Annotated in this window: 11 protein-coding genes; 3 read left to right on the plus strand and 8 right to left on the minus strand. The window is 75.3% G+C overall.

All coding sequences use genetic code 11. From position 1 onward, the window contains the following. Positions 1–21 precede the first annotated feature (21 nt). Positions 22–2,049 carry a non-ribosomal peptide synthetase gene (locus OG550_RS32240; RefSeq protein ID WP_327683536.1) on the plus strand — a complete coding sequence of 676 codons (2,028 nt, stop codon included), beginning with the start codon at positions 22–24 and terminating at the stop codon, positions 2,047–2,049. After that, complete coding sequence (locus OG550_RS32245) at positions 2,046–5,186, plus strand: condensation domain-containing protein (RefSeq protein WP_327683538.1); 3,141 nt, start codon at positions 2,046–2,048, stop codon at positions 5,184–5,186. The genes OG550_RS32240 and OG550_RS32245 overlap by 4 nt, the downstream gene beginning before the upstream one ends. Positions 5,187–5,316: 130 nt before the next feature. Here the strand turns inward: OG550_RS32245 and OG550_RS32250 are convergent, their stop codons facing one another. The 7 genes from OG550_RS32250 to OG550_RS32280 form a co-directional block, all read right to left on the minus strand. Continuing rightward, positions 5,317–5,673 carry a TcmI family type II polyketide cyclase gene (locus OG550_RS32250; protein WP_327683539.1) on the minus strand — a complete coding sequence of 119 codons (357 nt, stop codon included), beginning with the start codon at positions 5,671–5,673 and terminating at the stop codon, positions 5,317–5,319. Further along, positions 5,670–6,125 carry an SRPBCC family protein gene (locus OG550_RS32255; protein ID WP_327683541.1) on the minus strand — a complete coding sequence of 152 codons (456 nt, stop codon included), beginning with the start codon at positions 6,123–6,125 and terminating at the stop codon, positions 5,670–5,672. Before OG550_RS32255 ends, OG550_RS32250 begins: the two co-directional genes overlap by 4 nt. A 1-nt stretch (position 6,126) precedes the next feature. Further along, complete coding sequence (locus tag OG550_RS32260; protein WP_327683543.1) at positions 6,127–6,387, minus strand: acyl carrier protein; 261 nt, start codon at positions 6,385–6,387, stop codon at positions 6,127–6,129. 156 nt (positions 6,388–6,543) lie between these two features. Next, a complete protein-coding gene (locus OG550_RS32265; RefSeq protein WP_327683544.1) occupies positions 6,544–7,788 on the minus strand; it encodes a beta-ketoacyl synthase N-terminal-like domain-containing protein in 1,245 nt (414 codons plus the stop codon). Positions 7,789–7,793: 5 nt separating this feature from the next. Next, positions 7,794–9,053: a beta-ketoacyl-[acyl-carrier-protein] synthase family protein gene (locus OG550_RS32270; protein WP_327683546.1), complete on the minus strand. Its 1,260-nt coding sequence runs from the start codon at positions 9,051–9,053 to the stop codon at positions 7,794–7,796. Next, positions 9,050–9,484 carry a cupin domain-containing protein gene (locus OG550_RS32275; RefSeq protein ID WP_327683548.1) on the minus strand — a complete coding sequence of 145 codons (435 nt, stop codon included), beginning with the start codon at positions 9,482–9,484 and terminating at the stop codon, positions 9,050–9,052. Before OG550_RS32275 ends, OG550_RS32270 begins: the two co-directional genes overlap by 4 nt. Positions 9,485–9,613: 129 nt before the next feature. Continuing rightward, entirely contained in the window at positions 9,614–10,780 is a 1,167-nt protein-coding gene (locus OG550_RS32280; protein WP_327683550.1) for a SchA/CurD-like domain-containing protein, read from the minus strand. Positions 10,781–11,096: 316 nt separating this feature from the next. Here OG550_RS32280 and OG550_RS32285 point away from each other — a divergent pair, with 316 nt between their 5' ends. Beyond that, the gene (locus OG550_RS32285; protein ID WP_327683552.1) at positions 11,097–12,722 is read left to right on the plus strand and encodes an FAD-dependent oxidoreductase; all 1,626 of its coding nucleotides are present in this window, start codon (positions 11,097–11,099) and stop codon (positions 12,720–12,722) included. A gap of 87 nt (positions 12,723–12,809) precedes the next feature. Here the strand turns inward: OG550_RS32285 and OG550_RS32290 are convergent, their stop codons facing one another. Further along, entirely contained in the window at positions 12,810–14,474 is a 1,665-nt protein-coding gene (locus OG550_RS32290) for an APC family permease (protein ID WP_327683554.1), read from the minus strand. Positions 14,475–14,683: the final 209 nt, after the last annotated feature.

Consider the following 14,683-nt stretch of genomic DNA (forward strand, 5'->3'; position numbering starts at 1 on the left):
TGCCCGGAAGGGAACCACCCCATGACCTCCGCCGCCACGCCCACCCCTGCCGCCGTGCCCGCCGCGCCCGCCGAAACGGCCCTCGCGCCCGCGCCCGCCGTCGCCGCCACCGTCCCGGAGCTGATCGCCCGGCAGGCTGAGCTGAGCCCCCTGGCCCTCGCCGTGACCGACGGCTCGACCGCCCTGACCTACCGGGAACTCGCCGCCAGGGCCGCCGTGCTGGCCGCCGAGCTGGCCGCCCGCGGGGTCGGCCCCGGCACCGCCGTCGGACTGCTCTGCGCCCGCGCCACCCGCCAGGCCGTCGCCCAGCTCGCCGTCTGGTGGGCCGGCGGCCACGTGGTGCCGCTCGATCCGGCGTACCCGCGTCCGCGCCTCACCGCGATGCTCGACGACGCCGGCGTCCGGCTGACCGTCGGCGACAAGGCGCTGCTCGCCGACGCCGGCCTCGCCGCGGACCGCTCGCTGGCCCTCACCGAGTCCGGTCGCGCCGCGTCCGGCACGGTCGACGCCGCCGGGGCCGCCGAGGTCCCCGCTCCGGCCGGGGCCGACCCGGCCGCGGTCGCCCTCGTCTACTACACCTCCGGCTCCACCGGACGGCCCAAGGGCGTCCGGGTGCCGCACCGCGCCGTCACCGACCTGGTCACCGCGCCGGACGGGATCGCGCTCCGCCCCGGGGACCGCGTCCTGCTCCACTCGCCCGCCGCCTTCGACGCCGCCACCTTCGAACTGTGGGCCCCGCTGGTGCGCGGCGCCGCCGCCGCCGTCTCGCCGGCCGAGCGCCCCACCCCCGAGGAACTCGCCCGCGACATCGAGCGGTTCGGCGTCACCACGGCCTTCCTCACCACCGCGCTCTTCCACCAGCTGGCGGCCCGCCGCTCGCGGGTCTTCGGCGTTCTGCGCACCCTGGTCGTCGGCGGCGAGGCGCTCTCCGCCGAGCACGCGGACGCGGTGCTGCGCGCCTTCCCCTGGCTCGACCTGGTCAACGCCTACGGACCCACCGAGGCCACCACCTTCACCACCCTGCACCGGGTCCGGCCCGACGACTGCACGGGCCCGGTCCCGATCGGCCGGCCGTTCGGCGGTGCCCGCACGGTCGTCCTCGACGAGGACCGGCGGCCCGTCGCCGACGGCACCCGCGGCGAACTGTGGATCGCCGGTGCCCGGCTGGCGCTCGACTACCTCGGCCGTCCCGAGCTGACCGCCGAGCGCTTCGCGGACGTCCCCGGCCTCGGCCGGGCGTACCGGACCGGCGACCGCGTCGTCCGGCGTCCCGACGGGACCCTGGAGTTCCACGGGCGGCTGGACGACCAGGTGAAGGTCCGCGGCTTCCGGATCGAGCCCGGCGAGGTCGAGCACGCGCTGCGCAGCCTGCCGGACGTCGCCGAGACGGCGGTGGTGGTCCGCCGGGCCGGCTCCGAGGACGCCGCGCTGACCGCCTACGTCGTGCCCGCCGACGGCACCCGCCCGACGCCCGAGACCCTCCGCCGGCAGCTCGCCGAACGGCTCCCGGCCCACCTGGTGCCCACCGCCTGGACCGTGCTGGACGCCCTGCCGCTCACCGGCAGCGGCAAGGTCGACCGCCGCGCCCTGGCGGCGGAGGACCGGCCCGCGCCGGGCGGGGCCGCCGGTCCGGGGACGGGCGCGGAGCTCACCCCGATCCAGGAGGTCGTGGCCGCGGCCTGGTCGCGGGCGCTGGAGCACCGGGTGGCCGAGCCCGACGCGGACTTCTTCGCGGAGGGCGGCCACTCCCTGCTCGCCATGTGGGTGGTGGACGACCTTCGTGAGGACCTCGGGGTCGAGCTGCCGCTCGGCGACTTCCTCGACCACCCGACCGTGGCGGGCCAGGCCGCGCTGATCGAACGCGCCCTCCTCGCGGCCGAGTCCGGTGCGACCGGCGGGTCCGCCGACCTCGTCGGGCCTGCCGATCGCGCCGACACCGCGGATGCCGACACCGATGCCGATGCCGACGCCGACGCCGATCCCGACGTCGATGCCGACGCAGAAGCCGCCGCGCGGCCCGCCGCCCACTCCCAGGAGCCCACCCGATGACCGCCCCCGCCGACCGGCCCGGACCGGCCTCCCCGGTCGACCAGGCCGCCCTGCTCCGTCGCGCCCGCCTCCGGGTCGCGGACACCACCGCCGACCGGGCGCCCGAACCCCCGGACGCCGCCCGGCCCACCGCGCAGACCGCCGCCGGCCCCGCTCCCGCCGCGTCCACCGGCCCCGGCCGGAGCACGGGCCCCGGCCGGGGGACCGGGCCGGTGCCGCGCACGGACGCCACCGGCCCGGCGCCGCTCTCCCACGCCCAGCACCGGATGTGGCTGATGGAGGGGCTCGGCCAGGGCGGCGCCCGCTACCACGTGCCGCTCGCCACCCGCCTGCGCGGCCCGCTGGACGTCGAAGCGCTCGCCACCGCCCTCACGGGTCTGACCGCCCGCCACGCCGTCCTGCGCACCCGCTACGGCCGGAGCGACGACGGCCCGTTCCAGGAGACCGGACCGGTCGTCCCGGTCCCCCTCCCCGTCCTGCCCGCGGCCCCGGACACCCCGGGCACCGACGCCCCCGGATCCGCGGCCGCACTGCTGCGCGCCGAGGCGCTCCGCCCGTTCGACCTCGCCACCGGCCCGGTGCTCCGCGCGCTCCTCCTCCGGCACGCCCCCGACGACCACACCCTTCTCCTGACGCTCCATCACATCGCCGTCGACGGCGGCTCCCTGCCCACCCTGGCCGCCGACCTCGCCGCCCTCTACACGGCCGCCGCGGAGCAGCGCCCGGACACCCTGCCCGACCCCGGGCTCCCGTACGCCGACTACGCCCGCTGGGAGCGCGGCCGCGACGGCGAGCTCGCCGCCGCGGCCGCCGCCCGGGCCGCCCGGCTCGCCGGCGCCCGCCCGCTGCCCCTGCTGCGGCCCGTGCCGCCCGGCACTCCGGAGCGGCCGGCCGCCCTGCACAGCGCCCCGCTCGACGCCGACACCCTCGACGGCCTGCGCCGGTTCGGCGCCCGGCACGGCGCGACCCTCTTCGCCGTCGTGCTGGCCGCCGCGTTCGCGGCCCTGCGCACCGCCACCGGCGAGCCCGACCTCGTCCTCGGCTGCGCCGGCGGCCACCGGGCCCGGCCCGAACTGCGCCGGTTGGTCGGACTCCAGGTCAACACCCTGCCCGTCCGCGCCGAACTCCCCGGCGGCGACCCGGCCTTCACCGAGGTCCTGGCCCTCGTCCGGACGGCGCTGCTCGACGCCCAGGCGCACCACGACGTCCCGTTCGACCTGGTCGTCGAGCGGCTCGGCGCCGCCGCCCGCGGCGCGGACGGCACGGCGCTGCTCTCCGTCAGCTGCGACCTGGTCGGCCCGCCGGAGCCGCTCGGCCTGCCCGGCCTCACCGCCGAGGCCGTCGACATCGACCTCGGGCTCGCCAAGTTCGGCCTCACCCTGCTGGTGGAGGACGGCCCGCACCCGCGCTGCCTGCTCCAGCACGACCCGGCCGCACTCGACGAGGCCACCGCCTGCCGTCTGCACGCCGCCTTCGCCGAGCTGCTCACGGCCGTCGCCGCCGGCCCTCCCGGCGCCGACCGCCCGCTGTCCGAGCTCCCCGGCACCCGCCTCCCCACCACCTCGACGGTGCCCGGCGGGCCGGAACACCCGGCCGTCGCCGCCCTGCTGGCCGACCCCCGGGTCGCCGAGGCCGCGGTGTTCAGCCCCGGGCACGGACCGGCCCTCGCCTACGCCGTCGTCCGGGGCCCCTCCGCGCCCGGCGGCACCGACCTGCGGGCCGCCCTCCGCCGCCACCTGCCGCCCGACCGGCTCCCGGCGGCCGTCACCCTCCTGGACGCCCTGCCCCGCCGCCCCGACGGCACCGTCGACGCCGCCCGTCTCCCGGGCGCGCCCGGCGCCGGCGCCAGCACCACTTCCACCGCCACCGCCACTTCCACCGCCACCGCGACTGCCGCCGGTGCGGACACCGTCGCCACGGACCCGGCCCATCTGGCGGCGGTACTGGCGGCCTTCGGCGAGCTGCTGGGCGGGCGCCCGGCGGCGGACGGGGACTTCTTCCGGCTCGGCGGCCACTCCCTGGTCGCGGTCCAGCTGGCGGAGCGGCTGCGCACCGGTACCGGGCTGCCGCTGACCGGCCTGGACGTCCTCGAACAGCGCACGCCGCAGGCCCTCGCCGCGCTCCTCACCACCCGCGCCGACGACCGCCGCTCCGCCACCGCGGCCGTCCGTACCGCAGGGGCCCGCGGCGCGGGGGCCCGGGGCGCGGCCGTCCGGGCCGGCACCGTGCTGCTGACGGGGGCCACCGGGGGCGTCGGCGCGGCCGTCCTCCAGGAGCTGCTCGCCCAGGGCCGCCCGGTCCGTGCACTGGTCCGGGCCGAGTCCGCGCACCTGGTGGCCCGCAGCGGAGTCGAGATCGCGGAGGGCGACCTCGGCGATCCCGACAGCCTGCGCCGGGCCGTCGAGGGCGTGGACGCGGTCATCCACTCCGCCTGCACCTTCACCGAGCACGCCGTCGACGTCGCCGCCATGCGCGCCCTGGTGGAGGGCCGGCGCGGCGGGGGCGGTGGGGGCGGCTTCGTCTTCGTCAGCAGCATCGACGCGTACGGCCGCCCCGCGCCGGGCGAGGTCGCCGAGGCAGGACCGTCCGTCGAACCGGTCAGTGCCTACGGGCGGGCCAAGCTGGAGTGCGAGCGGATCCTCCTGGAGGCCGCCGACCTCCGGGGACCGGTGACGGTGGTCCGCTCGCCGCTGGTCTGGGGCCCGCACCGGCGGCTGCGCGACCAGCTCCGCTGGGGGGCCACCGGCGCGCTCTACCAGGACGCCCTGGCGGGGCGGCCGATCATCCTGCCCCGCCCGGCACCGGAGGGCGGCGACGACTGGTACGGCGCGAGCTGGGTGCACTCGGCGGCCCTCGCCCGGGCCCTGGCGGCCTGCACCACCCGCACACCCGGGCGGGTGGTGAACGCGGTGACCGGCCACGTGGCCTGGGTGGACTTCGCCGCCGAACTGGTCCGCCTGCTCGGCTCGTTCAGCACCGTCACCGTCACCGAGGCCGTCACCGAGGCCGGGGGCGCGGATCCCGAGCTGCGCCGCCCCTGGCGCTACCGCGCCGAGGCGCTGGCCGACCCGCTCAGCCCGGAGCCCGGTGAGGACTGGCGCGCCGTCCTCGCCGCCATGACCGGGCCGACCGGCTGAGCGTCCGACCGGCGCCCCGCCCCGCCCGCACGAGCGGACACTCCGCACCCCGCACCCCGCACCCCGCACGAGCGGACACCCCGCAGGCCTCGGGCCGCGGGGTGTCCGCTCGACTGCCGCCACCGGCGGCTCAGCCGGTGCGCTCCCAGCGGTAGAACTCACGCGCCATCGCGTCCTTCGGCCCGCGCCAGGTGGCCGGGTCGTACGCCTGGACGTACGCGGTGAGCGCGTCGCTGACCGCCCGGAACTCCGGGTGGCCGACCACCTGGGCGACGGCCGGGCCGGGCGGCCGGTCCGCCTCGATCAGGTGGAGGTACACGTCGCCGAACTGGAACAGGCTCCGCCCGGTGACGCCGATCAGGTGGGGCAGCTCGCCCCGGTCGGACTCGGCGAACACCTGGGAGATGCCCTGGGCCGCGTCCGGCTTCATCCGGGCGACGATCAGCGCGCGGTGCGTCTGCGTGGTGAGGGGAGGTGTCGTGCTCACAGCTCCGCGGCCCTCTTCTCGACCTTCTCGCGGATCAGCTGCATCTGGATCCGGGAGTTGCGGTTGATGTGGTTGACCATGCCGTCGTCGTCGACCGGCGCGGTCGGCTTCATCGAGAAGTCCTGCACCCAGCGCATCTTGGTGCCGGACGGGACCTCCGCGTACTCCCAGCGGATGTCCATGAACTCGAACGGTCCGGGCTCGACCCGCCGGGCGCGGACCGCGAGCGAGGACCGGTCGGTGGTGCGCTCGGAGACCCAGCTCCACACCTTCCCGTCGTCGTCGGGGTGCATGGTCAGCCGGAAGGTGACCCGGTCGCCGTCCCGCTCCAGTACCTCGACCGAGGCGTACTCGCTGAAGAGCTGCGGCCAGTTCTCCAGGTCGTTGGTGATCTCCCAGACCAGGTCGAGCGGTGCGTCGATGACGATCTCGTTGTCGGTGTGGCCGGGCATCTCAGGCACCCGCCTTCGCGGTGACGACGGAGTTGACCAGCTCCAGGAACTCGGCGGGGGTCTTCGCCGACTCCGCGCCGTTGGTGACCTTCACGCCGTGCCGGTTCTCCAGCTCGCCGACCACGCCGAGCAGGCCGAGGGAGTCCACGCCGAAGTCGTCGAAGCTGGCGCCGGGGCGCTCCAGTTCGAGCGGGTCGACGGCGACGCCGGCCCGGGCCTGGATGAGCGTCGCGAGTTCGGGATAGCTGAGGGTGTTGCTCACGGGATGTCCCTTCATAGCGAGCGAGTTGCGGTTGAGCGGTCGAGCGGTGGGACCGACGGCCGGGGCGGGCTCGGGTCGGTGGAGCAGCGGTGGAGCAGTGGTGGAGCAGCAGGGCGGTGGGGCATCGGAGCGGCGGGCCGTCCGGGCGTGGGCCCGTCAGGCCTCCTGTCCGCCGCGCCGGAGCACCAGTGCCGAGTTGGAGCCCATCAGTCCGCGGCTGAGCACCAGCGCGGTGCGCAGCTCGGCCGGCCGGGCGCGTCCGGTCACCAGGGCCAGGTCGTGCCCGACCTCGGTGACGTTGGGGGTGGGCGGCAGGACGCCGTCCTCCATGGCGAGTACGGCGGCGGCCGTGTCCAGCAGCGGCGCGCCGCAGTAGGCCCGGCCGGTACCGGACTTGGGGGCGGTGACCGGGACGCGTTCGGCGTACGGGCCGAGCGCGTCGGCCAGGGCGAGCGCCTCGGCGCGGTCGGCGGCGGGCACGCCGAGGGCGTCGGCGAAGACCACGTCGACCTCCTCCGGCGAGATCCTGGCCTCTTCGAGGGCGATCCGGATGGCCGCGGCCAGGCCCTCCCGGGAGGCCTCCCAGCGGGAGGCGCCGGTGAAGGTGGCGCCGTGGCCGGCGATGTGCGCCCGGACGGCGGCCCCGCGCCGGAGGGCGGTCCGCTCGTCCTCCAGCAGCAGCATGGCGCCGCCCTCGGCGGGGGCGAAGCCGGCGGCCGCGGGGGAGAACGGCAGGTAGGCGCGGTCGGGCTGGTCGGAGAGGCTCAGCTCGGGGTAGCCGAGCTGGCAGACCATCGAGTACGGCGCGAGCGGGGCCTCGGCGGCGCCGGCCACCACCGCGTCGGTGCCGCGTTCGATGGCGCGGGCGGCGTGGGCCAGGGCGTCCAGGCCGCCGGCCTCGTCGCTGGCGACCACCCCGCACGGGCCCTTGTAGCCGCCGCGGATGGACACCTGGCCGGTGCTGGCGGCGTAGAACCACGCGATGGACTGGTAGGGGCCGACGAACTGCGGTCCCTTGCCCCACAGTTGCTGGAGCTCGCCCTGGCCGAACTCGCCGCCGCCGGACCCGGCCGCGGTCACCACACCGACCGCGTACGGGTCTTCGGGGTCGGGGACGTACCCGGCGTCCGCCACCGCCTGGTCGGCGGCGGCCATCGCGTAGTGCGTGAAGCGGTCGGTCTGCACCAGGTAGCGGCTGTCGACGGCGGCTGTCGGGTCGAAGTCCCGCACCTGGCCCGCGATGCGCAGCGGGAGGTCCGCGCAGCCCTCGCGGGATATCCGGTCGAGGACGCTCACGCCCTGCCTGGTGGCCTTCCAGAAGGCGTCGGCCCCCACGCCGTTCGGCGCCACCACGCCGAGGCCGGTGATCACCGCCCGGCGATTCTGCTGACGTGACGTCATGGATCTCACCCCGTTCTTGTGAGCACGACGGCGGACTGGAATCCGCCGAACCCGCTGCCGACCGAGAGGATGTGGCGCAGCGGCATCTCCCGCGCGGTGCGCGGTACGTAGTCGAGGTCGCACTCCGGGTCGGGTGTCTCGTAGTTGGCGGTCGGCGGGACCACCCCGCGGTCGAGTGCGAGGGTGCAGGCGACCACCTCGATCGCGCCGATCGCGCCGAGCGAGTGCCCGACCATGGACTTGATCGAGCTCATCGGCGTCCGGTAGGCGTGCTCGCCGAGCGAGCGCTTGACGGCCGCCGTCTCGTGCCGGTCGTTCTGCTTGGTGCCCGAGCCGTGCGCGTTGACGTAGTCGACGTCGGTGCGCTCGACCCGGGCGTGGGCGAGTGCGTGGTCGATCGACCGGGACATCTCCAGCCCCTCCTGGGTGAGGCCGGTCATGTGGTACGCGTTGCCGAAGGTCGCGAAGCCGCCGACCTCGCCGTAGATCCGGGCGCCGCGCCGCCGGGCGTGCTCCAGCTCCTCCAGGACGAGGACGGCGCCGCCCTCGCCGAGCACGAAGCCGTCGCGGTGGGCGTCGAACGGCCGGGAGGCGTGCGCCGGGTCGTCGTTGCGTTCGCTGGTGGCCTTGATGGCGTCGAAGCAGGCGACGGTGATCGGCGAGATCGGCGAGTCGGAGGCGCCGGCGATGCAGATGTCGGCGCGCCCCTCCTCGACGGTCTGGAAGGCGTACCCGATGGCGTCGAGGCCGGACGTGCAGCCGGTGGAGACGGTCTGCACCGGGCCGCGGGCGCCGGTCCGCTCGGCGACCGCCGAGGCGAGCGTGGAGGGCGCGAAGGCCCGGTGCAGTTGCGGTTCGGCGTGCCGGTGGTCGACGTCCCAGCGGGCGCCGCCGGCGCTGACCAGGGCGTAGTCGTGCTCCAGCCGGGTGGTGCCGCCGACGGCGGTGCCGAGCGAGACGGCGATCCGCCACGGGTTCTCGGCGGCCAGGTCGAGCCCGGCGTCGGCGACCGCCTCGTCCGTCGCCACCATGGCGAACTGGACGTAGCGGTCGGCCCGTTGCACGTCGTCCGGGCCGAGCCCGTGGGCGCCCGGGTCGAAGTCGCACTCGGCGGCGATCCGGGAGCGGAACCCGGTGGGGTCGAAGAGCGTGATGCCCCGGGTCGCCGTCCGCCCGGAGGTGAGCAGGTCCCAGAACGCCGGGACGCCGACTCCGCCGGGCGCGACCACGCCGATTCCGGTGACGGCGACCCGTCGCCGGCTCACGAGGCCACCTTGGCGTGTTCCGGCGGGGCGGAGGTGCCCACCGGCTCGGTCTCCTCGGTGTCGACGTGGCCGAGTTCGGGGCGGGGTGCCAGCGGGCCGAGGTGGAAGACCATCCGGGCCTCGGTGTCGCCGACGTTGCGGAACCGGTGGCGCATGTCGATCGGGATCATCAGGCCCTGCTCGGGCTTGAGCACCCGGGTCTCGCCGTCCAGGTCGACCTCCAGGTCGCCGGAGACGACGAAGACGAACTCCTCGGAGTACGGGTGGTAGTGCTCACCGATCCGCTCGCCGGGCTGCACGATGGCCAGCCCCATGAACCCGCTGGTGGCACCGCAGGTGTTCGGGGTGAGCATGGCGCGCAGGTCGCCGCCGCGCCGGCGGTTCTCCGGTGCCTCGGAGACGTGCACGATCCGTGGGTACTGCGTGGACATGGTTTCTTCCTTACGGATGTCGGGACCGGTGATCGGTGATGGGGCGGAGACGGGACGTCGGTGATGGGAGAGCCGCTGAGGGGGAGCCGGTGACCGGGGCCGCGACCGGCCCCGGTGACGGGCGCTCCGTCAGACCGGCTGGGAGGTGCGGTCGGTGACCGGGCTCATGGCGCGGGCGGCGAGGACGGCGCTGAGGCCGGCGACGGTCCGCAGGTCCCCCTCGGAGCCGAGGTCGAGCAGCCGCCCGAGGACGGCGGCCTCGCGCTCGCCGGCGACGCCGAGCGCCGCGGCCGGGTCCGCCTCGGCGGGCACCCGGAGGTCCACCAGGCGGACCACGACGTCGTCCCGGTGGAACACGGTGCTGGTGACCACCGGGCCGGTCGGGTCGACGGTGGCCAGGTTGTCGTAGTCGGCGAGCAGGTCGGCCACGGCCTGCCCGTTGCCGGGCCTGACCGGGTAGAGCACGGCGTGCCGGTGCAGCCGCCCGGAGGCGGGGGTGCCGGCGATCGCCTGGTGCTCGGCGGGCAGCGCGGCCCGGGCGAAGAAGGCGCGCGCCGCCTGCGGGTCGCCCAGCTGCCGCGCCTCCTCCAGGTACGGGTTGATGGCCTCCTCGACGGCCCGCACCTCGGGCTGCATGGCGACGTGCCGCAGCGCGTCGCCGAGGCTGCCGATCACCTCGACCGCCCGGACGACCCGGTTGCCGTGCATGAACAGCGAGGTGCGGCGCAGCCGGGTGGTGTCGTCGACCTCGGCGCGGGGCGAGGTGTAGCCGGACAGGATCCGGGCGACCTCGTGCTCGCTGCCGGGCTTGACCGTGAAGGTCAGGGCGTGCCGGACCACGCCGTCGGGGCCGGGGTCGGCCTTGGGCGGGCCGGCCTGTCCGGTGGGGGCGGTGCGCGGCAGGCCCTCCGGTACCTCCTCCGGGGCCCGGGTGCCGGTGGCGCCGGCGGCCGAGGTCTCGCGGAGGATCGTGTAGCGCAGCGAACGGAAGGTGTCGCTGACGCAGCCGTGCATCGGCTTGACCATCTCCCGGTGGGCCGGGCTGTCCACCCACTGCAGGAAGGTCTCCTGGTCCTCCCACTCGCTGGTGATGAGCCACTGCCGGGGGTCGTTGATGGACTGGCAGAGCTGGTCGCTGACATGGCCGGGGACGCCGGCCACCTGGTGGCGGAGCTGCTCGTACACGTCCATGAAGCGCTGCTGCGCGCCGTCCTGGATCTCCAGCATCAGCACCACCCGCAGGCGGGTCTCGGATTCGGAGTGCTGCCGTGCGGGCGGTTCGGACAGAGTCGTCATGATCCACTTTCTGCTTCTGGGCCGTACGCGTCGGGGGCCGCGTGCGGCGGCTCCGGGCCGGAGGGGCCGGGTGGCCTCCGGCGGGGGAGGGCGGTGCGGTGGCGGTCGGCCGGTCGGGGTCGGCGCCAGGCCTGAGGTCGATCGTGCGCGGCGGCCACGGGCGGCGCGAGATATGCGGGCCATCCGGGCGAAGAGGCGGCAGAACGCCCCCGGCGCGGGGGATGGAAGAACGGGGCCGCTGTGTCCGCGGGCCCCGTCGAGGGCGGCTCCGAGCCCGCATCAGGGCCCCGAACCTCCGTACAGGCTGGAGCAATTGATGAATCCGAAGGTTGACGACCGGGTGCCGGTCCTGATCGTCGGCGGCTCGCTGGTCGGGCTGTCGGCCTCGCTCTTCCTGGGCCGACTGGGTGTCAGACACCTGCTGGTCGAGAAGCACGCCGACACCTCGCATCACCCGCGTGGCCGAGGCAACAACGTCCGCACGATGGAGCTGTACCGGGTGGCCGGGATCGAGCCGGCGATCCGCGAGGCGGCCTCGGTGCTGGCGCCGAACCACGGCATCCTCCAGGCCCCGTCGCTGACCGGCGAGGAGCAGGAGTGGCTGTTCCGGGAGATCGACCCGGGCGGGCGGCTCGCCCGCTTCAGCCCCAGCGCGTGGTGCCTGTGCAGCCAGAACGACCTGGAGCCGGTGCTGCTGCGCACGGCCCGCGAGCTGGGCGCGGACATCCGGTTCTCGACCGAGCTGGTCTCCTTCGAGCAGGACGCCGAGGGCGTGACGGCGCTGCTGCGCAGCCGGGAGACCGGCGAGGAGCGGCGGGTGCGGGCCGACTACCTGGTCGCGGCGGACGGCCCGCGCAGCCCGGTCCGGGAGGCCCTGGGGATCGGCCAGAGCGGCAAGGGCGAGCTGTTCCACAACGTGAGCATCACCTTCCGGGCGAAGCGGCTGGCCGAGGTGGTGGGGGACCGGCACTTCATCGCCTGCTACCTGACCGCCCCGGAGGCGGACGGCGCGCTGCTGCCGGTGGACAACCACGAGGAGTGGGTGTTCCACGCGCCGTGGCACCCGGAGCACGGCGAGCCGCTGGAGGCGTTCACCGACGAGCGCTGCGTGCGGCACATCCGGGCCGCGGTCGGCGTCCCGGACCTCGACGTCGAGGTCACCGGGAAGGCCCCGTGGCACGCGGCCGAGCGGGTGGCCGACCGCTACTCCGCCGGTCGGGTGTTCCTGGCCGGGGACTCGGCGCACGAGATGTCCCCGACCGGGGCGTTCGGTTCCAACACCGGCATCCAGGACGCCCACAACCTGGCCTGGAAGCTGGCGGCCGCGCTCTGCGGCTGGGGCGGCCCGGGCCTGCTGGAGACGTACGGGAGCGAGCGGCGCCCGGTCGCCCGGGTGACCGGTGAGCGGGCCTCGGCGCGGTCGGCCGAGCACAGCCACCCGGGGTACGCGGTGGTGCCCGGCGTCGGCCGGCAGGCCGGGGTGCTGTCGGTGGCGCTCGGCTACCGCTACCGGTCGGGCGCGGTGACCGGGACCGATCCGGCCGGTCCGGTGGTGCCGGAGGCCTTCGAGTCGGCCGGCGAGCCGGGCAGCCGGGCGCCGCACCAGTGGCTGCTGCGCGCGGGGGTGCGGCTGTCCACCCTCGACCTGTACGAGCAGGCGGTGGTGCTGCTGACCGGTCCGGAGGGCGGGCCCTGGCACGCGGCGGCGCGGCGGGCCGCGGACCGGCTGGCCGTCCCGCTGGACGCGTACCGGATCGGCGACGGCGTCGAGGACGACCTGGCGCCGGAGCCGGGCGGCGACTTCGCCGCGCTGCACGGGGTGCGCCCGGACGGCGCGCTGCTGGTGCGTCCGGACGGGTTCGTCGCCTGGCGCTCCGAGGGCGCGGCCGACGACCCGGAGGCGGCGGTGGAGCGGGCGCTGCGCGCGGTGCTGTCGCTGTAGCGGCCGCCCCCGCCCGCGGCAACGGGACGGGCCCGCCGGTCGACCGGCGGGCCCGTCCTTCGCTGTGCCGGGGTGTCCGACGGGGTGTCAGTGACCGCCCGCGTCGACCACCTCGACGTCCTCGATGTTCTGCTCGATCACCTCGGCCGGCAGGGCGACGCGGATCGCCCAGAAGTAGACGACCAGGGAGAAGGCCGCGACCGCCGCCATGTCCCACCACATCGGGATGCGTCCGGTGCCCTCGCCGAAGCCGCCCTGCCAGGAGATCAGGCCGAGGCCGAGGAGGTAGGCGGGCAGCCACTGGGCGGGCCGCCAGTCCATCCGCGGGGCGTTCGGCAGGCCCTTGCGGGTGGCGTACAGGGCGTAGCCGCCGAGCAGCAGGTACCCGATGACGATGGCGATGCCCAGGCGGGACAGGGTGTGCCAGCCGGACCAGTAGATGATCAGGCTGGAGACCACGAAGGACATCGGGGCGATGACGGCGCCGCCGGGCAGGCGGTACGAGCGCTCGCGGGCGGGCAGCCGGCGGCGCAGCGCGCCGAAGGCGAGCGGGGCGCCGGCGTACATCAGCACGCTGGCGGAGACGATGAAGCCGACCAGCTCCTGCCAGCTCGGGAAGGGCAGGAAGCAGATCACGCCGGTGACGAAGGACATGACCAGGCCGAACCACGGCACGCCGCGCCTGTCCACGCGCTCGAAGAGCTGCGGCGCGTAGCCGTTCTTGCTGAGGCCGTACGCGATGCGCGAGGTGGAGGTGGTGTAGATCAGGCCGGTGCCGCCGGGGGAGACGATGGCGTCGAAGTACAGCACCCAGGCCAGCCAGCCGAGGCCGACCAGGGTGGCGAGGCCGGCGAACGGGCCGTCGATGCCGGGGAAGTCCAGCTGGTCCCAGCCGTCGGCGAAGGACGCGGCGGGCAGGGCGGCGATGAAGACGACCTGGAGCAGCACGTAGATCACGGTGCCGATGGCCACCGAGCCGAGGACCGCGCGGGGGATGTCGCGCTTGGGGTTCCTGCTCTCGCCCGCCAGCTGGATCGCCTGCTCGAAGCCGAGCAGGGCGAAGATGATGCCGCTGGCGCTGACGGCGGTCAGCACGCCCTTGATGCCGAACGGCGCGAAGCCGTGCGAGGTGAAGTTGGAGCCGTGGAAGTTGGTCACGGCCAGGACGAAGATCGCGAACAGCGGGACGAAGATCTTCAGCCAGGTGGTGGCGCTGTTGGTGCGGGCGAGGACCCGGACGCCGAGGAAGTTCACCGCGACGAAGAGGCCCATCAGCAGCACCGCGACGACGAAGCCGCTGGGGGTGAGGGTGCCGTTGTCGTTGAGGAGGTTCTTGGCGAACTCCCAGTGGCCGGCGTAGCCGATCATGGCCTCGACCTCGATCGGCGCCACGGTCGCCGCCTGGAGCCAGGAGAACCAGCCGAAGGACATGCCCGCCAGGCCGCCGAAGGCGTAGTGCGGGTAGCGCGCGGTGCCACCCGCCACCGGGAACATGCCACCGAGCTCGGCGTGCACGAAGGCGAGCAGGACGATGGCGACCGCGCCGATGCCCCAGGAGATGAGCGCCGCCGGTCCGGCGACGACGACGGCGTTCTTGGCGCCGTACAGCCACCCCGATCCGATGATCGAGCCGACGGAGGCCCACATCAGGCCGATGAGGCCGATCTCGCGGCGGAGCGACCGGTGGGTGGTGGCTCCGCCGTCGGGTCCGGCGCTCGTGCCGGGCGGGGAGAGCTGGTTGAGGGATGCCATGCGCGGTCTCTCTGTGGTGAGGGGGCCCCGGCGGACGGGGCGCAAAGAGTTGCCACACAGTAGGCGTATTCATAGAGCTCTGCACAGATTTCATTACTGAATGTTTACCTACTTCGCGGGATATTCCCGCAGGTAGGAGGCGCTGTGTTCATGAGCCCGTTACGTGACCGACGGGTAGTTTCGGTATTTGAGCGCGAATTGAGCTTCGC

This window comes from Kitasatospora sp. NBC_00458, from assembly GCF_036013975.1.
Classification (GTDB): Bacteria; Actinomycetota; Actinomycetes; order Streptomycetales; family Streptomycetaceae; genus Kitasatospora.

Coding starts and splice junctions, on each gene's coding strand:
- OG550_RS32240 (WP_327683536.1), top strand. CDS start 22: ATGACCTCCGCCGCCACGCCCACCCCTGCCGCCGTGCCCGCCGCGCCC.
- OG550_RS32245 (WP_327683538.1), top strand. CDS start 2,046: ATGACCGCCCCCGCCGACCGGCCCGGACCGGCCTCCCCGGTCGACCAG.
- OG550_RS32255 (WP_327683541.1), bottom strand. CDS start 6,125: ATGCCCGGCCACACCGACAACGAGATCGTCATCGACGCACCGCTCGAC.
- OG550_RS32265 (WP_327683544.1), bottom strand. CDS start 7,788: ATGACGTCACGTCAGCAGAATCGCCGGGCGGTGATCACCGGCCTCGGC.
- OG550_RS32275 (WP_327683548.1), bottom strand. CDS start 9,484: ATGTCCACGCAGTACCCACGGATCGTGCACGTCTCCGAGGCACCGGAG.
- OG550_RS32280 (WP_327683550.1), bottom strand. CDS start 10,780: ATGACGACTCTGTCCGAACCGCCCGCACGGCAGCACTCCGAATCCGAG.
- OG550_RS32285 (WP_327683552.1), top strand. CDS start 11,097: ATGAATCCGAAGGTTGACGACCGGGTGCCGGTCCTGATCGTCGGCGGC.
- OG550_RS32290 (WP_327683554.1), bottom strand. CDS start 14,474: ATGGCATCCCTCAACCAGCTCTCCCCGCCCGGCACGAGCGCCGGACCC.